The 21091-nt window shown below is 73.6% G+C and carries 23 protein-coding genes and 1 tRNA gene; 10 read left to right on the top strand and 14 right to left on the bottom strand.

Going from position 1 to position 21091, the window contains the following annotated elements; genetic code table 11:
- Positions 1-435: 435 nt before the first annotated feature.
- Positions 436-762 carry a hypothetical protein gene (locus M8C11_RS15330; RefSeq protein ID WP_252450024.1) on the top strand — a complete coding sequence of 109 codons (327 nt, stop codon included), beginning with the start codon at positions 436-438 and terminating at the stop codon, positions 760-762.
- A 396-nt stretch (positions 763-1158) separates the two neighbouring features.
- Here M8C11_RS15330 and M8C11_RS15325 read toward each other — a convergent pair.
- Both M8C11_RS15325 and M8C11_RS15320 read right to left on the bottom strand, forming a co-directional pair.
- Positions 1159-1230: transfer RNA gene (locus tag M8C11_RS15325), tRNA-Val, on the bottom strand.
- A gap of 50 nt (positions 1231-1280) precedes the next feature.
- A complete protein-coding gene (locus M8C11_RS15320) occupies positions 1281-1820 on the bottom strand; it encodes a TIGR02611 family protein (RefSeq protein WP_252450023.1) in 540 nt (179 codons plus the stop codon).
- A 273-nt stretch (positions 1821-2093) separates the two neighbouring features.
- On the opposite strand from M8C11_RS15320, the gene M8C11_RS15315 reads away from it, so the two are divergent.
- Positions 2094-2525, top strand: a complete 432-nt coding sequence (locus M8C11_RS15315) for an SsgA family sporulation/cell division regulator (RefSeq protein WP_007457244.1) — start codon at positions 2094-2096, stop codon at positions 2523-2525.
- 75 nt (positions 2526-2600) lie between these two features.
- Here the strand turns inward: M8C11_RS15315 and M8C11_RS15310 are convergent, their stop codons facing one another.
- Entirely contained in the window at positions 2601-3377 is a 777-nt protein-coding gene (locus M8C11_RS15310) for a glucose 1-dehydrogenase (RefSeq protein WP_121683395.1), read from the bottom strand.
- A 187-nt stretch (positions 3378-3564) separates the two neighbouring features.
- Here M8C11_RS15310 and M8C11_RS15305 point away from each other — a divergent pair, with 187 nt between their 5' ends.
- Positions 3565-4482 (top strand): AraC family transcriptional regulator, encoded by a 918-nt coding sequence (locus M8C11_RS15305; protein WP_120570904.1) that lies wholly within the window; start codon positions 3565-3567, stop codon positions 4480-4482.
- Between the two features lie 7 nt (positions 4483-4489).
- The gene (locus M8C11_RS15300; protein ID WP_104114498.1) at positions 4490-4945 is read left to right on the top strand and encodes an Rrf2 family transcriptional regulator; all 456 of its coding nucleotides are present in this window, start codon (positions 4490-4492) and stop codon (positions 4943-4945) included.
- A gap of 1 nt (position 4946) precedes the next feature.
- On the opposite strand, the gene M8C11_RS15295 is transcribed toward M8C11_RS15300, so the two are convergent.
- The 7 genes from M8C11_RS15295 to M8C11_RS30715 form a co-directional block, all read right to left on the bottom strand.
- Positions 4947-5558, bottom strand: a complete 612-nt coding sequence (locus M8C11_RS15295; protein ID WP_252450022.1) for a malonic semialdehyde reductase — start codon at positions 5556-5558, stop codon at positions 4947-4949.
- Positions 5555-6118: a flavin reductase family protein gene (locus M8C11_RS15290; protein ID WP_252450021.1), complete on the bottom strand. Its 564-nt coding sequence runs from the start codon at positions 6116-6118 to the stop codon at positions 5555-5557. The genes M8C11_RS15295 and M8C11_RS15290 overlap by 4 nt, the downstream gene beginning before the upstream one ends.
- Positions 6115-7449 carry an LLM class flavin-dependent oxidoreductase gene (locus M8C11_RS15285; protein ID WP_252450020.1) on the bottom strand — a complete coding sequence of 445 codons (1335 nt, stop codon included), beginning with the start codon at positions 7447-7449 and terminating at the stop codon, positions 6115-6117. The genes M8C11_RS15290 and M8C11_RS15285 overlap by 4 nt, the downstream gene beginning before the upstream one ends.
- A gap of 11 nt (positions 7450-7460) precedes the next feature.
- Positions 7461-8309, bottom strand: coding sequence for an ABC transporter permease (locus M8C11_RS15280; protein ID WP_233585447.1), 849 nt, complete (start codon positions 8307-8309; stop codon positions 7461-7463).
- The gene (locus M8C11_RS15275; protein WP_252450019.1) at positions 8302-9120 is read right to left on the bottom strand and encodes an ABC transporter ATP-binding protein; all 819 of its coding nucleotides are present in this window, start codon (positions 9118-9120) and stop codon (positions 8302-8304) included. Before M8C11_RS15275 ends, M8C11_RS15280 begins: the two co-directional genes overlap by 8 nt.
- Complete coding sequence (locus M8C11_RS15270; protein ID WP_252450018.1) at positions 9117-10145, bottom strand: ABC transporter substrate-binding protein; 1029 nt, start codon at positions 10143-10145, stop codon at positions 9117-9119. The genes M8C11_RS15275 and M8C11_RS15270 overlap by 4 nt, the downstream gene beginning before the upstream one ends.
- A 135-nt stretch (positions 10146-10280) precedes the next feature.
- Positions 10281-10358, bottom strand: coding sequence for a putative leader peptide (locus M8C11_RS30715; protein ID WP_349881247.1), 78 nt, complete (start codon positions 10356-10358; stop codon positions 10281-10283).
- Between the two features lie 264 nt (positions 10359-10622).
- On the opposite strand from M8C11_RS30715, the gene M8C11_RS15265 reads away from it, so the two are divergent.
- Complete coding sequence (locus tag M8C11_RS15265; protein ID WP_064498970.1) at positions 10623-10796, top strand: DUF4236 domain-containing protein; 174 nt, start codon at positions 10623-10625, stop codon at positions 10794-10796.
- A gap of 113 nt (positions 10797-10909) precedes the next feature.
- A complete protein-coding gene (locus tag M8C11_RS15260; protein WP_252450017.1) occupies positions 10910-11428 on the top strand; it encodes a potassium channel family protein in 519 nt (172 codons plus the stop codon).
- Here M8C11_RS15260 and M8C11_RS15255 read toward each other — a convergent pair.
- Positions 11394-12296, bottom strand: a complete 903-nt coding sequence (locus tag M8C11_RS15255) for a hypothetical protein (RefSeq protein ID WP_252450016.1) — start codon at positions 12294-12296, stop codon at positions 11394-11396. The genes M8C11_RS15260 and M8C11_RS15255 overlap by 35 nt on opposite strands.
- 48 nt (positions 12297-12344) lie before the next feature.
- Entirely contained in the window at positions 12345-12866 is a 522-nt protein-coding gene (locus M8C11_RS15250) for a VOC family protein (protein ID WP_252450015.1), read from the bottom strand.
- 50 nt (positions 12867-12916) lie between these two features.
- Here M8C11_RS15250 and M8C11_RS15245 point away from each other — a divergent pair, with 50 nt between their 5' ends.
- Together M8C11_RS15245 and M8C11_RS15240 are read left to right on the top strand one after the other, a co-directional pair.
- On the top strand, positions 12917-13387 hold the full coding sequence (locus M8C11_RS15245; protein WP_151500744.1) for a MarR family winged helix-turn-helix transcriptional regulator: 471 nt from the start codon (positions 12917-12919) through the stop codon (positions 13385-13387).
- A 48-nt stretch (positions 13388-13435) separates the two neighbouring features.
- A complete protein-coding gene (locus M8C11_RS15240; RefSeq protein ID WP_252450014.1) occupies positions 13436-15010 on the top strand; it encodes a tetratricopeptide repeat protein in 1575 nt (524 codons plus the stop codon).
- A 4-nt stretch (positions 15011-15014) separates the two neighbouring features.
- Here M8C11_RS15240 and M8C11_RS15235 read toward each other — a convergent pair whose 3' ends face one another.
- Positions 15015-16418, bottom strand: coding sequence for a cell wall metabolism sensor histidine kinase WalK (locus M8C11_RS15235; RefSeq protein ID WP_120570914.1), 1404 nt, complete (start codon positions 16416-16418; stop codon positions 15015-15017).
- Positions 16415-17071, bottom strand: a complete 657-nt coding sequence (locus M8C11_RS15230) for a response regulator transcription factor (protein ID WP_091427735.1) — start codon at positions 17069-17071, stop codon at positions 16415-16417. Before M8C11_RS15230 ends, M8C11_RS15235 begins: the two co-directional genes overlap by 4 nt.
- 95 nt (positions 17072-17166) lie before the next feature.
- On the opposite strand from M8C11_RS15230, the gene M8C11_RS15225 reads away from it, so the two are divergent.
- Both M8C11_RS15225 and M8C11_RS15220 read left to right on the top strand, forming a co-directional pair.
- Positions 17167-18288 (top strand): sigma-E factor regulatory protein RseB domain-containing protein, encoded by a 1122-nt coding sequence (locus M8C11_RS15225; protein WP_252450013.1) that lies wholly within the window; start codon positions 17167-17169, stop codon positions 18286-18288.
- A gap of 241 nt (positions 18289-18529) precedes the next feature.
- The gene (locus M8C11_RS15220; RefSeq protein ID WP_252450165.1) at positions 18530-20755 is read left to right on the top strand and encodes an AAA family ATPase; all 2226 of its coding nucleotides are present in this window, start codon (positions 18530-18532) and stop codon (positions 20753-20755) included.
- Positions 20756-21091: the final 336 nt, after the last annotated feature.

Below are 21091 nucleotides of genomic sequence, written 5' to 3'. Positions count from 1 at the left end.
AGACCGGGTCCAGGACACCCGCGTTGGGTTGCGCGACGGATCGCATTCGAGCTGGGTCGTAATGCCTGCCCTGAGCCAGTGCCGTTGCGGACTGTCGGATCCTGGCCCGGCACGGACTGCCCGTGGCGATGAGGCATCGCCGCGGCCGGGGCAACTACGTGCGGTGGGAACGGGCTCGGCCGATGGAGTTGTGGCAGATGGACGTCTTCGGCGGCATCATCCTCGCTGACGGCACCGAGGCAATAGTGGTCACCGCCACGTCGGCTAGACCGTCACCATCGACGTCACCCATACCACCCTCACCGTCGAATGCGACGATGGCCCCCGCACGTCCCAACGGACCAACGACCAACCGGTCCGCAGCATCAAAGCCCACCGACCATGCAGAACCGACCGTCCTCCGGCCGGGCGCTGACCTTCTGAGAGGTGACGGTCATGGATCGTTTCGAGGGCCGCTGCTGGCTGGACTGGTGGGCGAACACCTCCACCCTTCTCGGCAGTATCGAAGTCGCCGCTGTGATCACCGCCAGGGACCGCGGCTGGGACGCCCACGGCCGCCTGCTCAACAACACCGACGAGGACCGCGACGGCTTCGCGTTCCTCTGCGACCAAGATCCCGTCTTCACACTGCGCTTCGCAGACGGAAGCACCATCGCTGTCACCGTCCACCCCACCGAAGACCACCGCCGGTTCACCCTCACCGAATACACCGGCCCAGCGCGTCGCCCGGTCGAGCATCACATCGACCTAACCCAGCCCTGAGCCCATCCACGACGAACCCCTCCGCGTCTCCCTAGGCCACTCCGTCAACCATCAGCTGGCACGGAAACGTCAAGCCTCACCTGGGACTCGACAATCGCCACCGAAGCGAAGGACCAAAGGGGAGGTCATCGGCCGCCCATTGCTAGCCGCAGTTTCGTAGCCGCTGCCCACGGCGCATCAGGCTTGCGACGGTTCTGAAACGGAGGGGAATTAGGGTCGGCGAGGCGGCCGAGCGACCGGCCGGCATGACTGCAGACGCGGTTTGCAGCTCGGCGCCACCCACCGCGAGGCCCACAGCACCGGGCGGGCGAAGGTTCGCTGACCACCCGCTGACGCCGCTGCTGTACGACAGCAGAAAGGCCACCTCCCGAAGCCGGGAAGTGGCCTTGACCTGCGTGGGCGATACTGGGATCGAACCAGTGACCTCTTCGGTGTGAACGAAGCGCTCTCCCGCTGAGCTAATCGCCCTCAGCGCGCATGACTCTACCCGATCACCCGCCCGGACCAAAAACCGGCCCTCAGTGCGTCGCGAGGTAGTGCAGCGCCTCCGCCACCACGTCGATGCCGAAGCTGTACTTGAGCGACAGCCACACCACCACGGACACGAACGCGAGCCCGACCGCGCCCAGCACGAACCGCACCGGCAGCGACTGCCTGGTCACCCAGCGCGTCCAGGAGTTGACGTGCCGGCGGGTGAACGCGAGCAGCCGTCGCGCCCAGTGGAACTCGACCGCCCAGACGCCGAGGCCGGCGATGACCAGCAGCCAGCCGGGCCCGGGCAGCGGGATCAGCGCGATGCCGACGGTGACGACGATGGCGCCGAGGATGCCGATGAAGATCTTCAGGGCGACGCGGCCGGTGGGGTTGGCGCGGATCAGGTCGAGCGTGGTGTGCAGGCGTCCCCGCCAGCCCCGTCGCCGCCGGCGCTGCTCCATGAGAGCGCCTTGCGACCGCCCTTCCACCGGCACCTCGTACCCCCGACTTTCGGCTGCTCGGGCCGCACCTTTCGGCGATTCGGCCGTGGTCCGCGACGTCACCGAGGAGCCCCTCGTGACCATTTCCACCCCCAGTGTCGCGCGGGACCGTCACCCCTGCTCACGACTGGACGTTACCGGAGTAAGTCGACGACTGAACCACCCGTTGCCGGGCGGAACGACGGAGTGGGCGGAACCGGAAATTCTACGCGGGGCCAGGCGGTCCCGAGGGCTTTCGGAACCCCTTCCCACCACTGGGTGAAGTCAGCGTATGGCGGAGCGTAGCCAGGAGCAGCACCTGAGTATGGGAAAAGCGGGACACGCGCGTTCCGCAGCGGTGCCGGGGGGAGAACGTCCATGAGTGTCATCCGACCGACGACCGTAGAGGTCGAGACGTCGCTAAGGCTCGTCGCGCCTGACGCCACCGCCTTGCCGGTGCGTGCCAGTCTGCGTTACGACCCTGCTGACCCGTATGCGGTCCATGTCCTGTTCCATGCCGAGTCCGCCGGCGGCGAGGCGGTGAGCTGGTCGTTCGCACGCGAACTGCTGGTCACCGGGCTCGACGAACCGGCCGGCATCGGTGATGTGCGGGTCTGGCCGTGGGCCACCCCGCGCGGCGACTTCGTCGCGCTGGCGCTGTCGTCTCCGGACGGCAACGCTCTGTTCGAGGTTCCGCGCAGCGTGCTGGTGCGCTTCCTGCGCCGGACCTACGTCGTCGTCCCGCGCGGCCGGGAGGCCGAGCACCTGGACGTCGACACCGCGGTGAACCGGCTGCTCGCCGGTCGCTGATACGGCGACACCCCGGGGCCGCGCGGATCTGCCGAGTCCGCGCGGCCCCGGGCCGTCTCCAACCGGGGGTACGCCTCAGCCGCGCGTGGTGATCCCGCCGTCGACCGGGATGACCGCTCCGGTCAGGTACGCGCCGGCGCGCGACGCCAGGTAGATCGCCGTGCCCGCCATGTCCTCGGGCCGGCCGATGCGGCCCAGCGGCACCTGCTGCTCGATGGCGGCGCGCGACTCGGGGTCGTCCAGCGCGAACGCCATCATCTTGCTCTCGAACGGTCCGGGCGCGATCGCGTTGACGGTGATCTGCTCGCCGGCGAGCTGGTGGGCGAGGCCACGGGTGAGCATGTGCACAGCCGCCTTGGTGGCCGAGTACGCGTACACCTCCATCCACGGGACCCGGATGCCGTCGATCGACCCGATGTTGATCACGCGGGCCGGGTCGTCGGCGTCGGCCGCGGCGCGCAGTTGCGGCAGCAGCGCGGTGGTGAGCCGGAAGACGGCCTTGACGTTCACCGCCCAGAGCTTGTCGAAGGCGCCCTCCGGGTACTCCTCCAGTGGCGCGCCCCAGGTGGCGCCCGCGTTGTTGACCAGCACGTGCAGCCGGTCGTGGCGTTCCCGCACGGCCTCGGCGAGCGCCAGCGCGCCCGCGTCGCTGCCCAGGTCGGCCGGGATCGCCTCGCAGTGGCCCTCGGCGGACAGTTCCTTGGCGACCGACTCGCACACGTCGGCCTTGCGCGAGGAGATGATCACCTTGGCGCCGGCCCGGACGAAGCCGCGCGCGATCATCAGCCCGATGCCGCGTGAGCCGCCGGTCACCAGGACCGTCTTGCCGTCGACCGAGAACAGATCCGTCATGCCCATCCCATCGCCGTCGCCCGGCCGCGGGCCGGTCGGCCGGGGCCGCGTGGCCGGGTGCGCAACGCACGCCGGCCCGGGTCTTACCGATCGGTAACCTAACCGTCCGGCTCGGCTGCCGACAAGAGCGGCCCGGGCGGGTGAAACCGTCGAGATGCAACGTGCGGGCTTGCCGGTTACCGTCGGGATGATGGTCACTACCGGTCAGCCCTCCCCGGCCACCCGCACCGGCCTGCCGGAGTTCCGCCCCGGCACCGACGAGATCGTCACCGGTGTGCTCGGCGACCTCGCCGCCGAGCCCGGCTGGCCCCGCCCGGTCCTGCTCGACCGCGATCTGCTGATCCTGGTCACCCACGGCCACGGCACCGCCGAGCTGGACTTCCGGCCGGTCCCCTGCCGTCCGGGCACGCTGCTGCGCGCGCACCCAGGCCAGGCGCTGCGGTTCGTCGGCGCCCAGCTCGACGCGACTGTGGTGAGCTGGCGGCCGGACGCGCTGCGCGGCCTCGACGTCGACCCGGACGCGGTGCCCGCCCACCGCCAGCTCGCCGGCGAGGACGAGGACGCGGTGATCAGCGAGGTGAGCCAGCTCGCCGTGGACGCCGACCGGCACGCGCTGGTGCCGGCCGCCGCGGCGCTGCTGCGCCACCAGCTCGCCGTGCTGCTGCTGCGGCTGAGCCTGTTGCCGCATCCGCGCAACGGCGCGACGCCCCGGGCCGAGACGGAGACGTTCCGGCGGCTGTGCCGGGAGGTGGAACGCGGCTACCGGCACACCCGCCGGGTGGAGGACTACGCCGCCCAGCTCGGCTGCTCGGTGCGTACCCTGACCCGGGCCTGCCTGGCGGTGACCGGCCGCAGCGCCAAGCAGGTGATCGACGAGCGGGTGGCGCTGCAGGCGTGCCGGCTGCTCGCCGCCACCGACGAGTCGATCGCCGCGATCGGCCGGGAGCTGGGTTTTCCCGAGCCGACGAACTTCGGCCGCTTCTTCACCCGGGAGGTCGGGGTGAGTCCGGGGACGTTCCGGGCCGAGCGGGAACGCCCGCTGCCCGTCCGTCTGGTGCGACCCCGGCCGCCCGCCGACTCCCCCGCACCCGGCGGCCAGGCATGATGGCACTGTGCAGATCTCCGCGCGCGGCGACTACGCGGTCCGGGCAGCCCTGAGCCTGGCCACCGCGTACCCCACCCTGCTGTCCACCCAGGCCATCGCGGCGGAGCAGGACATGCCGCGCAAGTTCCTCGAGGCGGTCCTGGCGGACCTGCGCCGGGCCGGGGTCGTCCGGGCCCAGCGCGGCGCCGAGGGCGGCTACACGCTGGCCCGGCCGCCGCGGGAGATCACCATCGGGCACGTGTTGCGCGCCGTCGACGGCCCGCTCGCGGGGGTACGCGGGCTGCGCCCCGAGGAGACGCAGTACGAGGGGGCGGCGGAGAACCTGCCCCGCCTCTGGGTGGCGGTGCGCGCGTCGGTGCGCCGGGTGGTCGACGAGGTGAGCCTGGACGAGCTGGTCAGCGGCCGGCTGCCGGCCCACGTGCGCAAGCTGACCGCTCAGCCGGACGCGTGGGAGCCGCGCTGACTCACAGTGTGCTGACCACCTCCTCGTAAGGCAGGCGGGGCAGCCGTTCCCGCCAGGCGTCCGGCGCCGGGCGGCCGATGTTCATCAGCAGCAGCACCCGGTGCCGCCCGCCGGGGAAGAACTCGCGTTCCACGCCTGCGGCGTCGAACCCGGCCATCGGTCCGGCGGCCAGCCCGGCGGCGCGTACGCCGACCAGCAGGTAGCCGATCTGGAGCGCGGCGTTGAACCGGGCCTGCGCCTCCCGGCCGGCCGGGTCGCCGGTGAACCAGTCCCGCGCGCCGGGGCGGTGCGGGAACAGCTCGGGCAGCCGGTCGTGCCAGTCCACGTCGGCGGCGAGCACCGCGGTCAGCGGCGCGGAGGCCGTCTTGTCCCGGTTGCCGGCGCTGACGTACGGCAGCAGCCGCGCCCGGGCCGCCGCGGAGCGCAGCAGCAGCACCCGCAGCGGCTGGGCGTTCATCGCGGTCGGGCCGTACCGGACCAGGTCGTGGACGGCGCGGACGTGCTCGTCGCCGACCGGCTCGTCGGTGAACGCGTTGGCCGTGCGGGCCGCCCGGAACAGCAGGCCCTGGGCGGCCCGGTCGAGCGCGATCAGCTCGTCGGCGGCGGTGGTCACCACGCCTCGGGCCAGTCGCCGAGCGTGGTGGTGTAGCGGCCCCGGTGGTGCAGCAGCGGGTCGCCGTCCTCGCCCGCGCCGAGCGCGAGCGGCTCGCCGAGCAGGATGGTGTGGTCGCCCGCCTCGATCCGGCGGACCACCCGGCACAGCAGCACGGCGAGCGCGTCGCCGATCAGCGGCACGCCGAACGGCCCAGTGGTCCAGCCCGGGTGGGCGGTGAACCGGTCGATGCCGCTGGTGGCGAAGATCTGCGCGATCTCCTGCTGGCCGGAGGCGAGCAGGTGCACCGCGACGTGTTCGGCCTGCTCGACGGTGGGCCAGCTCGACGAGGCGCGGCCGAGGCAGACCGAGACCAGTGGCGGGTCGAGCGACACCGAGGTGAACGAGGTGGCGGTGAACCCGGCCGGCGGCAGGTCCGGCCGCATCCGGTTGCCACGCAGGCCGGGGGTGGTGACCACGGTGACGGTGGACGCCTGGCGGCGCAGCAGGCCGCGGAACGAGTCGACGTCGACCGGGCGCAGCTCGACGGCGGCGGCGCCGGGCCGGTCCACGGTGGTCACGACGCCACCAGCTCACGGGTCGCGTAGACGCTGGCCGGGCGGGGCAGGCCGTAGTGCTCGCGCAGGGTGCGCCCGGTGTACGCGGAACGGAACAGCCCGCGCCGGCGCAGCAGTGGTACGACGTGGTCCACGAAGGCCTCCAGTCCATCGGGTAGCAGCGGTGGCATGACGTTGAAGCCGTCGGCGGCGCCCTGGGTGAACCAGAGCTCGATCTGGTCGGCGATCTGTTCCGGGGTGCCGACCACGACGCGGTGCCCGCGTCCGCCGCCGAGCCGGCCGATGAGCTGTCGCAGGGTGAGCAGTTCCCGCCGGGCCAGGTCGACGACGAGCTGGTAGCGGCTCTGGTGGGACTGCACGGCGCCGGCGTCCGGCAGGTCGGGCAGCGGGCCGTCCAGCGGCAGCCCGGTCAGGTCGAGCCCGGTCATGCCGGAGAGCTGGGCGAGCGCGTGCTCAGGCACGATCAGGGCCTCCAGTTCGTCGGCAAGGGCACGGGCCTCCTTCTCGGTACCCCCGATGACCGGCGCGATACCGGGTAGCACCTTCACCAGTTCCGGGTCGCGGCCGGCGTCGGCGGTGGCCCGCTTGAGCGCCGCGTAGAACGCCTGCCCGTCGGCGAGCGTCTGCTGGGCGGTGAACACGGCCTCGGCGTACCGGGCGGCGAACGCGATGCCGTCGGCGGACGAGCCGGCCTGCACCAGCAGCGGCCGGCCCTGCGGCGGGCGGGGCGTGTTCAGCGGCCCGCGGACCCGGAACCGCTCGCCGGCGTGGTCGATCTCGTGCACCCGGCCGGTGTCCGCGAAGACCCCGGCGGCGGCGTCCAGGACCAGCGCGTCGTCCTCCCAGCTGTCCCAGAGCTTGATCGCCACGTCGACGTACTCGGCGGCCCGCCGGTAGCGGTCGGCGTGCGCGGGGTGGTCGTCGAGGTTGAAGTTGCGGGCCTCCCGGGCCTGGGCGGAGGTGACGATGTTCCAGCCGGCCCGCCCGCCGCTGAGGTGGTCGAGCGAGGCGAACGCGCGGGCCAGGTTGAACGGTTCGGTGTACGTGGTGGAGGCGGTGGCGATCAGGCCGATGTGCTCGGTCGCGGTGGCGATCGCGGCGAGCAGCGTGAGCGGCTCGAAGACGGCCTGGATGTTGTGCCGCACGGCCGGGCCGACGGCGAGCCCGTCGGCGAGGAACACCGAGTCGAGCGTGCCCCGCTCGGCGATGCGGGCCAGTTCCTGGAAGTGGCGTACGTCGGCGAGGCGGCTCGGGTCGGCGCGCGGGTGCCGCCAGGCCGCCTCGTGGTGGCCGACACCCATCAGGAAGGCGTTGAGGTGCAGGGTCCGGGACATGGCGGTTCCTCTCAGGCGGTGGTGACGTCGGCGCGCCAGGTGGAGAAGCGACGTTCCCCGGCGACGAGGAGCTGGTTGACCACCAGCCCGATGGCGGAGATGGTGATGATCCCGGCGTACATGTCGGGGATCGCGAAGTTGTACTGCGCGTAGTTGACGAGGTAGCCGAGCCCGGCCTTCGCACCGACCATCTCGGCGGCGACGAGCACCAGGATCGAGTAGGCCCCGGCGAGCCGGACGCCGGTGAACACGGTCGGCACGGCCGCCGGCAGGATCACCTTCTGGAACAGCCGCAGGTGGTTGAGCCCCATCGAGCGGGCCGAGCGGATCAGCAGCGGGTCGACGCCCTTCACGCCGGCGACGGTGTTGAGCAGGATCGGCCAGGAGCAGGCGTAGACCACCAGGGCGATCTTCGACGTCTCACCGAGCCCGAGGATGAGCACGAAGACCGGCAGCAGCGCGAGCGCGGCGGTGTTGCGGAACACCTCCAGCAGCGGGCTGAGCAGATCGGCGAGCGGCCGGTACCAGCCGATCAGCAGGCCGAGCGGGATGGCGGTGACCACCGCGAGCGCCAGCCCGGTCAGCGAGCGGGTGAGGCTGGCGCCGACGTGGTCGGCGAGCTGCCCGCTGCGCAGCAGCTCCCACCAGGCGGCGAGCACCTCGGACAGCGGCGGCAGGAAGACCCGGTCGACCAGCCCGGCGCGGGGCACCGTCTCCCAGATCGCGGCGAGCGCCAGCAGCGCGGCGCTGCGGTGCAGCACCCGGCCGCCGAGGCCGAGCAGGCGGCGGGGCCGGGCGGGCACGGCCGCCGGGGCGGGGGGCGCCACCGGCCGGACCGGCGGTGCGGCGACGTCAACCAACGCGGGCCTCCTCGCGTACGGCGGACTGCGCGGCGCGTACCTCGTCGCGCAGCAGCGTCCAGATCCGGTGCCGGTGGTGGCGGAACGCGTCGGTGGAGCGGACGTCCTCCTCCGCCTCCCGGTCGCCCAGCTCGATGTCGATGACCTGCTTGATCCGGCCGGGCCGCGACGTCATCACGGCGACCCGCTGGCCGAGGTGCACCGCCTCGTCGATGCCGTGCGTGATGAACACGATCGTCTTGCCGGTGGCCTGCCAGATCCGCACCAGCTCGTCCTGGAGCGAGTCGCGGGTCTGCGCGTCCAGCGCGGCGAACGGCTCGTCCATGAGCAGCACGTCCGGGTCGTACGCGAGGCTGCGGGCGATGGCGACGCGCTGCTTCATGCCGCCGGACAGCTCGTGCGGGTAGCGGTCGGCGAAGCCGGTGAGCCCGACCAGGTCGAGGTGGTGCGCGACCAGGTCGGCGCGCTCGGCGCGGGGCAGGCCCTTGGCCTCCAGTCCGAACGCGACGTTGCCGGCGGCGGTGCGCCAGGGCAGCAGCGCGTACTGCTGGAAGACGATGCCCCGGTCCAGGCCGGGCCCGGTGACCGGGCGGCCGTCGACGAGCACCTGCCCGCCGGTCGGGGTGGCCAGCCCGCCGAGCAGGTCGAGCAGCGTGGACTTGCCGCAGCCGCTGGGGCCGACGACGACGAGGAACTCGCCGGGGCGTACCCCGAGGGTGAGCCCGTCGAGCGCGGTGACCGCGCCGCCGCCGCCACGCCGCCCCGGGAAGACCTTGTGCACCCGGTCGAAGAGGATCTTGTCGGTGCTCATGCGCCACCGCCGGGGGTCGCGGCCGCGTTGAACCTGTTGGTGTAGAGGTCGGACGGCTTCGGCCGCTCGCCCTTCAGGTCGCCGGTGTCGGCCAGCCAGTCGATCCAGGTGGCGAACTCCCGGTCGGTGATGACGCCGCCGGGTTCGGCCACGCCGCTGGACTTCCAGTAGTCGACGAGCGTGGTGTCCTCGTTGCGCCCGCGCTTGCTGATGATCGTCTTGAGCCGGGCCACCACCGTCTCGCGCGGTTGCGTGCGCGCCCACTCGATCGCCTTGCCCACTGCGGTGACGAACGTCCGTACGGTGTCCGGGTTACGGGTGAGGAAGTCGTCGCGGAAGACGTAGCTGCCGGCGCTGAACGCGCCGAGGAGTTCGTAGTCGGTGAAGATCGTACGGATGCCGCCGTTGGCGACCGCCTTGTCGCGGATCACGCCGCCGAGCACGGCGACGTCGATCTGCCGGGCGCGCAGCGACTGCTCGGTGTTCACCGGCGGCAGCGCGACCAGCTCGACCTTGCCGATCTCGGCGGCGGTGAGGCCGCCCCGGGCCAGCCAGGTACGCAGGACGGCCTCGGCGTGCGCGCCGAGCGTGTTCATGCCGACCCGCTTGCCGATCAGGTCGCGCGGGCCGCGGATCGGGCTGCCGTCGAGCACGTAGTAGCCCTGGAACGTCTGCGCGTCGGAGCCGTAGTAGCTGACCACGGCGGTGATCGGGGCGTTCGCGGCCTGGAGCTTGACGATCGCGCCGTTGAACGCGCCGCCGAAGTCGCTCTGGCCGGTCGCGGTGGCCTGGATGTCGGCCGGGCCGCCGGTGACGTTGCCGATCCAGTCGAGCCTGACGTCACCGAGGTAGCCGAGGTCGGCGGCGAGTTCGGGGAGGGTCACCTGGCCCACCGAACCCTGGTAGCGCAGTTCCTTGGTCTGTGCGCCGCCGGCGGCGTCGGCGCCGCACGCGGTGGCGGTGGTGAGGGCGAGCAGGGCGACGGCGGCGGTGAGGGCACGCCGCGGTGATCGGGTCGAGGGCATGGCGGAGTCTCCTGATCTGTCCACGATGCGGTGGAGGGGGCCCGCGCGGGGCCGGGGAGCGCGCCGCACCGCGCCGGGCCACGGTGCGCCGGCTGCGGGAACGGACGGGCGGAGAGGGAACGACGAGCGCTCGGCTCAACAGAGCGCGCTCGCGTGCCGGACCAGGTCGACGTGCACGCGAGCGGTGAGGAGAAGCTCGTCCCGCTGCGACATGCCCTCATGCTGCCGACCGTTCTCCACGCCGGTCAACGCCCTTCCACCCAGTGAGACTTTCGTCGCTGGCCTTGTTACGACCCGCCTCCACCAGCATTTACGACTCCTTAACACCTACCCGTTGGATAGAGATTTTGCCGGGCGGCAGTCCCACCGTCCAGAGCAGACCGGGCAGGGTTTCGCGAATCGTCGATCCGGGCATGTTCGTTGCCGCGAAGGCATGCAGACGACTGCAGAGGCAGGGAGACGAAGGAGGCACCCCCGATGGGCGTCCAGTTCCGCAAGCGTAAGAAGTACGGGCCGCTGATCCTCCACTTCACCCAGAACGGCTTCTCGTCGTGGAGCATCAAGATCGGCCGCTGGTCCTGGAACTCGAACACCCGCGCCCACCGCGTGGACCTTCCGGGGCCGCTGTCCTGGAAGCAGGACAAGGCCTGACCTTCCCGGGCGACGAGCGGGGTGCCGGCTGACAGCCGGCACCCCGCCCGTCGTCTGCGGCCGGGTTTGCGGTTCCGCCCGTCACGGCGTCCCGGCGACCGGAGAATCGCCGCATGGCGGACGTGTTCCTGCGGCGGTTGCGACGACGGGCCGTGGCGGCCTGCGCGCTCATGCTGGTCGGCTACTTCCTCGTGCCGGTCGAGGCCGATCCGAACGGCCTGCGGCTGTTCCTGCGCTCGGCGGGCACGCTCGTCCTGGTGGCCGTGATCGCGTTCCTGGTCACCGGCCAGGTCCGCCGCCAGCTCGTCCGGGACCAGCCGACCGGCCGGGACGAGGACCGGGCGCTGACCCGCCTCGCGGTCGCGCTGGTCGCCGGGCTGCTGGTCTTCGCGCTCGGCGACTACGTGGTGGCGAACACCCGGCCCGGCGAGTTCGTCGGCCTGCGGACACGGGTCGACGCGCTCTACTTCGCGCTCACGACACTCACCACTGTCGGCTACGGCGACGTGCACGCCCAGGGCCAGATCGCCCGGGTGGCGGTGTGCGCGCAGATGGTGTTCAGCATCGGCGTGGTCGCCACCGGAGCGTCGATAGTGGTCAAGCAGATGACCCAGCGCTCGGGACGGCGCTGATCGACACGTCCCCGCCGAGCCGGCCGTGCTCCGGGTCGCGGGTCACCGCGCCGGAGGCGAGCAGCGAGGCGAGCGCCCGGTTGGCGTCGGCGGCCCGGTAGACGGTCGACGTGGTGGCGAAGCGGCGCAGCTCGGTGACCGTACGCGGGCCGGAGCGGGCCAGCTCGGCCAGCAGTTCCCGGCGCAGCGGGCCGGGTTCGGGTTCGAGCGAGATGTCGAGCAGCCGCCCCTGCGGGTCGGCCGGGTCGCGGTAGCGCACACCGGCGTACTCGTCGACCGCCCAGAGCGCCTCCTTGACCGCCTCCAGCCCACGGTCGGAGCCGGTGGCGTAGCCGAGCAGCCGCGCCGGGCCGTCCCCGTCGGGCACCAGCTCGACCTCGGTGACGAGCGGGAACCCGGCACCGGTGAGCGCCGGGCGCAGCGACCGGCCGGGCGTGGTGACCAGCAGCAGCTCGGCCGGTCGCCCGGACGCGGCGGCGGCCAGCAGGGCCGGGTCCGGGTCGGCGCCGTCGGCCACTGTGAGCAGCGGCGCGCCGGCCGCACCGGCGGCCTTGAGCGCCACCGGCAGCCGGTCCGGGCCGCCGGGCACGAGGTGCACGGCGACGTCGGCGGGCAGCGCGGCCTCGGCGGCGCCGAGGCGGGCCGGCAGGTCGGTGCCGTCGTCGGCCACCACGAGCACGGTCAGCCGTCGCCCGCGCAGCCGGTCGGCGAACTCGGCCACCACCCCCAACGCCTCCTCCGCGCCGGCGGCGTCACCCCCGGCGTACGCGAGCGCGAGCGTGGCCCGCCGCGCCCGGTGCAGCGCGGCGGGGAGCCAGTGGTCGAGCTGGCGGACGAGCAGCTCGCGCAGGACGGCGTCGGTCGACATGGTGCCGTTTCTACCGCACGGCACGGCGGGCCCGGCCGTGAACCCCGCTCAGACCGGGACGGAGATGCCCACGCCGCCGCGGGTCTGCCCGCCGTAGCGCTGCCGCTCACGGTCGAGGTCGAGCCGCCCGATGCGGGTACGCCCGGCGAGCGCGGCGTCGTCGAGCAGGTCGGCCGGGACGATCCAGACGATCTCGAACTCCAGCCCGTCCGGGTCGCGGCCGTAGAGGCTCTTGGTGGTGCCGTGGTCGGACGCGCCGACCAGCGCTCCGGCGACGGACAGCCGCTCGGCGGTGGCGGCCAGCTCGTCGAGCGTGTCCAGCTCCCAGGCCAGGTGGTAGAGGCCGACCGTGGCCCGGCCGGCCTGGGACGCCCCGGCGGCCGCGCCGATCTCGAACAGGCCGAGGTCGTGGTCGTTGGTGGAGTCGGGCGCCTGGAGGAAGGCGGCGCCGCGGAAGCCCTCGGGCGTCATCGGCACCCGGCGGAAGCCCAGCACGTCGCCGTAGAAGGCGACGCTGCGCTCCAGGTCACTGACGTAGAGGACGGCGTGGTTGAGTCGGTGGATGCCCATGCCGTCGACCGTACCCCGGTTTTGTTGAGCGTTCAACTATCGGCGCTATGATGGGCGTCATGACCCGGTGGCTGGACCCCGACGAGCAGCGGACCTGGCGCGCCTTCCTGACCGCCTCCCGGGCGCTGATGGAGACGCTCGACCGCGAGCTGCAACACGACGCGGGCATGCCGCACGCGTACTACGAGATCCTGGTCCGCCTCTCCGAGGCCCCCGACCGGCGGCTGCGGATGAGCGAGCTGGCCGAGCTGACCGGCTCGTCGCGCAGCCGGCTGTCGCACGCCGCCGCCCGGCTGGAGGCGTCCGGGTGGATCCGCCGGGAGGACTGCCCCACCGACCGGCGCGGGCAGGTCGCCGTGCTCACCGACGAGGGCTTCGCCACCCTGGCCGCCGCCGCGCCCGGCCACGTCGAGGGGGTACGCCGGCACCTGTTCGACGCGCTCAGCCCGGCCCAGGTCGACCAGCTCCGCCGGATCAGCGAGACGCTCGCCGACCACCTGACGGATTCGGGACCAAACTGATCCACTCCGGGTCTTGTACATACCGTCGCCGGACGAGCACGATGGGGCGTGTCCTCCGGCTTCGCTGACCTGACCGTCCAGGCGCACCAACTGGTGTCCGAAGGCGACCTCACCGGCGCGGAACGGCTGCTCGCCGACGCGCTCAGCGACGCCGATCCCCGCCCCGGCAACGCCTCCCCCGAGCTGGCCGAGGCGGCCGGTCTCCAGGCCCGGGTGCTGGTCGCGCTCGGCGAGCCGCACTCCGCCCGGGGCTGGGCCGCGTTCGCGTACGCGGCGGCCACCCGGCTGCACGGCCGCTCCGACGAGCGCACCGTCACCGCCGCCGCGACGCTCGCCGCGGTGCTGCACCGGGTCGGCAGCGACGCCCGGGCGGCCCGCCTCTACTCCGACGTCATCATCGAGCTGACCGCCCGCGACGGCCCGGAGTCGCAGCGGGTCCTCGCCGCGCACGCCGACCTGGCCACCGTGGAGTACGCGCGCGGCCAGTGCGAGGTGGCCCGCGACCGGTTGCAGGACGCCTGGGAGCTGCACCGGGAGGTCTACGGCGACGGCCACCCCAGCGGCATCAAGATGCTGGCGAAGCTCGGCGCGATGGAACGCGACTGCGGCCGGTACGCCGACTCCCACGAGCACCTGACGCTCGCCGAGGAGCTGTGCCGCCTGCACCTGGACCCCGACGACCCGCTCGCCGCCCAGGTGGCCGGGCTGGCCCGCGCCGCCGCCGACCCCGACCACGTCTGCCCCGCGCCCGCCGCTCCGGCGCCCGAGCCGCCGCCCGCCCGGACCACGCCCGTGGTGCCCGCCGCCCGGGTTCCCCCGGCCACCGAGGGCCCGCACGACCTGCCGCCCTACAGCCCGCCCGCGCTCGACGAGCCGGTCGAGACGCCGCTCTACCACCCGCCCGGCAGGGCCGCCGAGACCGCGCACGTGCCGACACCGCGTACCGCGCCGGAGGCCGACGGCGACGCGTTCGACGACTACCCGTGGCCGCCCGACGAGCCGGCCGAGCAGCCGTGGCGGCCCGGCGCCGACCCGCTGCCGCCCACAGTGGTCGGGCTCGCCGACGACGAGCCCGACGGCGTACGCCGGGTGCCGCCGCCCCCGCCCGAGCCGCCGTCGCGCTACCTCCCGGTGCACGTGCCCCGGCCGCCTGCCCCGGAGCGGCGCACGCTGCCCTGGCTGCCACTCGTGGTGCTCGGCGTCGTGGTGGCGCTGCTGCTCGGCACCATCGCGGTGATCGCCGGGGTGTCCCGGGTGGACGACGGCCGCGACACCCCGCCACCGGCCACCAGCGCACCGCCGCCCACCTCGGCCGCTCCCGCGCCGACCACAGCGGCGGCCGCCGCCCCGGGCACGCCACCCGGGCGGTTCACGCTCACCGACCGGCGCGACAGCATCGTGCTGAGCTGGACGTACCCGGCCGGCGCGGAAGGGCCGGTGGTGGTCGCCGGGGGCCGGTCCGGGCAGCCGCAGGGCACGTTCGCCACGCTGCCCGCCGGCTCGGCCGACTACATCGCCTACGGGCTCGACCGCACCACCGACTACTGCTTCACCGTCGCGCTCGTCTGGTCCACCGACACCGTCGCGCGCACCAGCCCGGTCTGCACCAAGCGCCGCCGCTGACCGCTCACTCCGCGTCCGGCTCGGCCAGCGCGGGCAGCCGTACCGTCGCGCGCAGCCCCGGCGCGGCGGCGCCGGGCGTCGCGTCGGCCAGCTCCACCGTGCCGCCGGCCCGGCGCACCAGCTCGCGCACGATGGCCAGGCCCAGGCCCGCGCCGCCCGCGTCGCGCGCCCGCGCGTCGTCGAGCCGGGTGAACCGGGCGAACACCCGCTCCCGGTCCGCCGCCGGGATGCCCGGCCCGTCGTCGGTCACCGTGATCAGGTGGTACGCACCGTCCGGCCCGCTCACCGCCAGATCCACACCGGTGTACGCGTGCCGCAGCGCGTTGTCCACCAGGTTCACCAGCACCCGGCGCAGCTCCCCCGCGTCCCCCTCGACCCACCGCGGCGCGTCCGGCGGCGTCAGGCGCACCGGCGGCGACGGGTAGCGGGCCGCCACACCGCGCAGCAGCTCACCCAGCTCCACCGGTCCGACCGGGGACGGCCGGGCGTCCTGCTCGTCGAGGCGGGCCAGCAGCAGCAGGTCGTCCACCAGACGGCTCAGCCGCTCGGTGTCCGCGAGCAGGTCGTCGGCGACCGCCGGCCAGTCGGTGTCGTCGCCGAGACGCCGGGCCACCTCCAGCTCGGTACGCATGTTCGTCAGCGGGCTGCGCAGCTCGTGCGCGGCGTCGGCGACGAACGCCCGCTGCCGGTCCCGGGACGCGGCCAGCCGGTCCAGCATGTCGTTGAGCGTGACCGCGAGCCGGTGGATCTCGTCCTGCCCCGCCGGTACGGGGAGCCGCTCCGCCCCGGCCCGGCCGGTGATCTCGGCGGCGCCGCTGCGCAACTGCTCGACCGGGCGCAACGTCGCGCCCACCACCCGCCAGGCCACCACCCCGAGCCCGGCGACCAGCAGCGGGAAGCCCACGAGCAGCAGGTTGCGGACCACGTGCAGGCTGTGCCGCACGTCGGTGAGCGACTTTGCGACGAGCACCGTGCGCGGCTCCTGCGCCGTGCCGGCCGGCACCGTGACCACCCGGACCGGGCCGGGCATGCCGGCGCGCCGCCCGTCCACCACCAGCCGCTGCCGCTGCCCGGGGCGCAGCTCGTCCGGGCCGAGCATCGGCACGAGGCGGTCCGCGTCGATGGACGCGGCCCGGATCCGGCCCTGCGCGTCGACCACCTGCACCCGCAACTGCCCGCCGGCCACCGGAAGCGGGTCCGGCAGCGCGTCCTCGGCGGTGAGCAGCGCCACCGCGTCGGCGGTGCGCAGCGCCTCCTCGTCGACCGAGCGCTGCAGCGTCCAGCCCAGCGCGCCGAGCAGCAGCGCCCCGCCGAACGCGAACCCGACCACCAGTCCCAGCACGCCCAGCGCGAGCAGCCGGGCCCGCAGGCCCAGTCGCGGCAGCGGGCCGCGTACCCACCGGCTCATGTGGCCAGCCGGTAGCCCGCGCCGCGCACCGTCTCCAGCCGCTCCCGGCCGATCTTGCGGCGCAGATAGCCGACGTAGACCTCCACCGCGTTCGGGGCGGTGTCGACCGACGCGTCCCAGACGTGGTCCAGCAGCTCGGTCTTCGAGACCACCTCGCCGGGGCGGCGCATCAGGTAGTCCAGCAGCGCGTACTCGCGGCTGGTCAGCACCACCTCGGCGTCGGCCCGGGTGACCCGGCGGCGGGCCGGATCCAGGCGCAGGTCGCCGACGGTGAGCACGGTCGGCCGCCGGGGCGCCCCGCGGCGCAGCAGCGCCCGCAGCCGGGCCAGCAGCACCACGTACGAGAAGGGCTTGGTCAGGTAGTCGTCCGCGCCGCAGTCCAGGCCGTCGGCCTGGTCGTACTCGCCGTCCTTGGCCGACAGCATCAGCACCGGCAGCCAGCGCTGCTCGGCACGCAGCCGACGGACCACCTCGTAGCCGGAGAGGCCGGGCAGCATCACGTCGAGGATCATCGCGTCGTACTCGCCGTGCCGGGCCGCGTCCAGCCCTTCCGGGCCAGTGGCCGCCACGTCGACCACGAACCCCTCCGCCGACAGGCCCCGGCGCAGCGCCGCCGCGAGCCGCGTCTCGTCCTCCACCACCAGCAACCGCACCGGTCCAGGGTGCCACCATGGGGTCACCCGTAGGGGATCTCCTCAGCGTGGTCACAGCGACGATCGCGCAGCATGGTGCGCAGGAGGTGCACACTATGTCCGTGATGAAGAACCGCGCCGTGCTGCGCTGGCTGGTCCCGGTGACCGCGGGGGTCGCCGTGATCGGCGGTGGCGCCGCCGTCGGCACGTTCGCCGCCGGCGCCGACCCGGCGCTGCCGCCGCGCAGCGCCGCCCAGCTCCTGGAGGACCTGCGCACGTCCCGCCTGGACGGGCTCTCCGGCACCGTCGTGCAGCGCGCCGACCTCGGCCTGCCGCCGATCGCCGCGCTCGCCGGCCGGGCCGCCGGCAACGACCTGGCCGGGCTGGTGTCCGGTACGCACACGCTGCGCGTCTGGTACGGCGGCGAGGACCGGCAGCGGCTGGCCCTGGTCGACACGCTCGGCGAGCAGGACATCCTGCGCAACGGGCGGGACGTCTGGACCTGGAACAGCCGGGAGAACACCGCCACGCACCGGACGTTGCCGGCCGACGCACCGGACCGGGCCACCGTGCCGGCCACCCCGGCCGACGCCGCGGACCGGGCGCTGGAGGCGATCGACCCGACCACGGCGGTCACCGTCGGCCGCACCGCGACGGTGGCCGGGCGGGACGCGTACGAGCTGGTGCTCACCCCGCGCGACAAGGCGTCCCTGGTGCACCAGGTCCGGATCGCGCTGGACGCGAAGGAGCACGTGCCGCTGCGCCTGCAGGTGCTCGCCGACGGGCAGGACGAGCCGGCGTTCCAGGTGGCGTTCACCCAGGTCGACTTCCGCACGCCGGAGGCCGACCAGTTCCGGTTCAACCCGCCGCCCGGCGTGAAGGTCACCGAGGCGACCGAGGACGAGCGGCCCGGGCCGGCGGGCAAGCGGTTCGACCGCAAGGACGCCGAGAAGCCGGACGTGCGTACCGTCGGCACCGGCTGGACCACGGTGGTGGTCGCCAAGATCGGCGACGCGGCGACCGGCGGCGGCGTGAAGCCCGGCGCGAAGCCCGGCGCGGACGCGCCGGACGCCCAGATGCTGGCGCAGGTGCTCGGTGACCTGCCGAAGGTCAGCGGCGACTGGGGCAGCGGCCGGCTGCTCAGCGGCAAGCTGTTCAGCGTGCTGCTGACCGACGACGGCCGGGTGATCGCCGGTCTGGTCACGCCGGAGCGGCTCTACGAGGCGGCCAAGGGCTGAGAACTGCCGTGCCCGGGGCTCGGTCGGCTGACGCCGGCCGGGCCCCGAGTCGTGTCCGGGCTTGGTCGGGTGGCGGCCGACGCGCTATCTTTCTCAGTTCAGGCACAAAAAAGGAATGGCTTCTGAATGCCATTCCTGCAGCAATTCTAGTCAATGAGGAGCCGGATTGTCAACGCACTCCGACGTGTCGGCTGACCTGCGCCAGGACGACGAGATCGGCCGGGAGCAGGAATACGTCTCGATGCTGTACGACCGGCTGGACGGCATGCGGGAACAGGCCGCCCGGCGGCTCGACGAGGAGTTGCGCCACACCGGCGGCACGCAGCAGGCCCGCTCGCAGCGCGACTCGACCGTGGCCATGTACGCCGACCAGGTCGAGCAGTTCTCCGCGGTGGAGAGCGGCCTGTGCTTCGGCCGCCTCGACGGCGACGACGGCGCGGTCCGCTACATCGGCCGGATCGGGATCTTCGACTCCTCCGGCGACTACGATCCGCTGCTGATGGACTGGCGCGCTCCGGCCGCCCGCCCGTTCTACCTGGCCACCGCCGCCAACCCGCAGGGCGTACGCCGCCGGCGCCACCTGCGCACGCGCGACCGCAAGGTGACCGGACTCAACGACGAGGTGCTGGACATCGCCGCCGCCTCCCCCACCGCGCACGAGGAACTGACCGGCGAGGCGTCGCTGCTCGCCGCGCTCAACACCGGGCGCACCGGCCGGATGCGCGACATCGTCGAGACCATCCAGGCCGAGCAGGACCGGATCATCCGCGCCGACCTGCCCGGCGTGATGGTGGTGCAGGGCGGCCCCGGCACCGGCAAGACGGCCGTGGCGCTGCACCGGGCCGCGTACCTGCTCTACACCCACCGCCAGCAGCTCTCCACCCGCGGCGTGCTGCTGGTCGGCCCGAACGCCACGTTCCTGCGCTACATCTCCCAGGTGCTGCCCACGCTGGCCGAGACCGGCGTGCTGCTGCGTACCCAGGCCGACCTGTTCCCCGGCGTGCACGCGCGCCGCGCCGAGCCGGCCACCACCGCCGCGCTCAAGGGCCGCGCGGTGCTGGCCGACGTGCTCGCCGCAGCGGTCCGCGACCGGCAGTGGGTGCCCGACGAGCCGGTCACCATCGAACTGCCGCAGCGGGAGGTGCTGACGCTCGACCCGGAGACCGTACGGCAGGCCCGCGACCGGGTACGCCGCACCGGCCGGCCGCACAACCTGGCCCGCGCCCTGTTCGACGTAGAGATCGTGCACGCGCTCGCCGACCAGGTGGCCGAGCGGATCGGCGCCGACCCGCTCGGTGGGGAGAACCTGCTCTCCGAGGCCGACCGCGCCGAGATCCGCCGCGAGCTGCGCGAGGAGCCGGAGATCCGCGCCGCGCTGGACGAGCTGTGGCCGGTGCTGACCCCGCAACGCCTGCTCGCCGACCTGTACGCCTCACCGGAGCGGATCGCCACCGCCGCGCCCATGCTCACCGACGCCGAGCGGGCCGCGCTGCACCGCGAGCCCGGCGGCTGGACGCCCGCCGACGTGCCGCTGCTGGACGAGGCCGCCGAACTGCTCGGCGAGGACGAGCGCGCCGCCGTGGCCCGCCGGGAGCGGATCCGGGCACTGGAACGCGAGTACGCCGAGGGTGTGCTGGAGATCTGGCGCGGCTCCCGCTCCATCGACGTCGAGGACGAGGCCGACGGCGGTGAGATCCTCGGCGTCACCGACCTGATCGACGCCGACCGGCTCTCCGAGCGGCAGGAGGAGTCCGACCGGCTCACCACCGCCCAGCGCGCCGCCGCCGACCGTACCTGGGCGTTCGGGCACGTGATCGTGGACGAGGCGCAGGAGCTGTCACCGATGGCGTGGCGGCTGCTGATGCGCCGCTGCCCGAGCCGGTCCATGACGATCGTCGGCGACGTGGCACAGACCGGCGCGCTCGCGGGCACGCCGTCGTGGGGCGAGGCGCTGGCGCCGTACGTGGCGGACCGGTGGCGGCTGGAGGAGCTGACCGTCAGCTACCGCACCCCGGCCGAGATCATGGCGGTCGCCGCCGACGTGCTCGCCGAGATCGACCCGGCGCTGCGGCCACCCCGCTCGGTACGCGCCACCGGGGTCCCGCCGTGGGACCGGACCGTACCGGCGGACCGGCTGGTGACGGAGCTGGTCGAGGCGACCGCCCGGGAGGCCGCGTCGCTCGGCGACGGGCGGCTCGGCGTGCTGGTGCCCACCGGCCGGGTGGCCGAGCTGGGTGGCGCCGTGGTGGCGGCGCTGCCGGAGGCGACAGTGGGTGAGCAGCCGGAGCTGGCGAACCGGGTGGTGGTGCTGACCACCGAGCAGGCCAAGGGCCTGGAGTTCGACTCGGTGCTGGTGGTCGACCCGGCCCGGATCGTGTCCGAGTCCCCGAGGGGCAACAGCGACCTCTACGTGGCCCTGACAAGAGCCACCCAGCGCCTGGGCATCCTCCGCACCCCCACTGCCTAACCCCCTGCCCTCCGCCCTCCGCCCTCCGCCCCGTTGATCATGAAGTTGGCGGCATTGTCGATCTCCAAATCGGCCGCCAACTTCATGATCGACGGGGTCGGGCATGTCTTGCCTCATGCCCCGCCGCGTCCCACCCTCCCCCTCGCTCCGCGATCATGGAGTTGCGGCCCCGGAAAGCTCCGCCAAACGGACATTTTTCGGGGCGGAAGTGCAAGATCTGTGAAGGTGGCTGTCAAGTGGTGGCTTCGAGGGTGCGCCAGATTTGGCGGGCTATGTAGCGTTTGAGGCTGCGGGTGATCTCGGCTGGGGTGCGGCCTTCTGTGGTGCGGCGGTTGA

The sequence above is a fragment of the Micromonospora sp. CPM1 genome (assembly GCF_023896895.1).
In the GTDB taxonomy this organism is placed as follows: Bacteria; Actinomycetota; Actinomycetes; order Mycobacteriales; family Micromonosporaceae; genus Micromonospora; species Micromonospora tulbaghiae.
This window is presented reverse-complemented; position numbering and strand designations above follow the sequence as displayed.

Excerpts from the sequence above, each read along its gene's own strand:
- M8C11_RS15255 (WP_252450016.1), bottom strand. The coding sequence starts at position 12,296 with ATGTCGACCGACGCCGTCCTGCGCGAGCTGCTCGTCCGCCAGCTCGAC.
- M8C11_RS15235 (WP_120570914.1), bottom strand. The coding sequence starts at position 16,418 with ATGAGCCGGTGGGTACGCGGCCCGCTGCCGCGACTGGGCCTGCGGGCC.
- M8C11_RS15285 (WP_252450020.1), bottom strand. The coding sequence starts at position 7,449 with ATGTCCCGGACCCTGCACCTCAACGCCTTCCTGATGGGTGTCGGCCAC.
- M8C11_RS15250 (WP_252450015.1), bottom strand. The coding sequence starts at position 12,866 with ATGGGCATCCACCGACTCAACCACGCCGTCCTCTACGTCAGTGACCTG.
- M8C11_RS15260 (WP_252450017.1), top strand. The coding sequence starts at position 10,910 with ATGGCGGACGTGTTCCTGCGGCGGTTGCGACGACGGGCCGTGGCGGCC.
- M8C11_RS15315 (WP_007457244.1), top strand. The coding sequence starts at position 2,094 with ATGAGTGTCATCCGACCGACGACCGTAGAGGTCGAGACGTCGCTAAGG.
- M8C11_RS30715 (WP_349881247.1), bottom strand. The coding sequence starts at position 10,358 with ATGTCGCAGCGGGACGAGCTTCTCCTCACCGCTCGCGTGCACGTCGAC.
- M8C11_RS15305 (WP_120570904.1), top strand. The coding sequence starts at position 3,565 with ATGATGGTCACTACCGGTCAGCCCTCCCCGGCCACCCGCACCGGCCTG.
- M8C11_RS15330 (WP_252450024.1), top strand. The coding sequence starts at position 436 with ATGGATCGTTTCGAGGGCCGCTGCTGGCTGGACTGGTGGGCGAACACC.
- M8C11_RS15275 (WP_252450019.1), bottom strand. The coding sequence starts at position 9,120 with ATGAGCACCGACAAGATCCTCTTCGACCGGGTGCACAAGGTCTTCCCG.
- M8C11_RS15270 (WP_252450018.1), bottom strand. The coding sequence starts at position 10,145 with ATGCCCTCGACCCGATCACCGCGGCGTGCCCTCACCGCCGCCGTCGCC.
- M8C11_RS15265 (WP_064498970.1), top strand. The coding sequence starts at position 10,623 with ATGGGCGTCCAGTTCCGCAAGCGTAAGAAGTACGGGCCGCTGATCCTC.
- M8C11_RS15320 (WP_252450023.1), bottom strand. The coding sequence starts at position 1,820 with ATGGTCACGAGGGGCTCCTCGGTGACGTCGCGGACCACGGCCGAATCG.
- M8C11_RS15310 (WP_121683395.1), bottom strand. The coding sequence starts at position 3,377 with ATGACGGATCTGTTCTCGGTCGACGGCAAGACGGTCCTGGTGACCGGC.
- M8C11_RS15245 (WP_151500744.1), top strand. The coding sequence starts at position 12,917 with ATGGGCGTCATGACCCGGTGGCTGGACCCCGACGAGCAGCGGACCTGG.
- M8C11_RS15225 (WP_252450013.1), top strand. The coding sequence starts at position 17,167 with ATGTCCGTGATGAAGAACCGCGCCGTGCTGCGCTGGCTGGTCCCGGTG.
- M8C11_RS15220 (WP_252450165.1), top strand. The coding sequence starts at position 18,530 with ATGCTGTACGACCGGCTGGACGGCATGCGGGAACAGGCCGCCCGGCGG.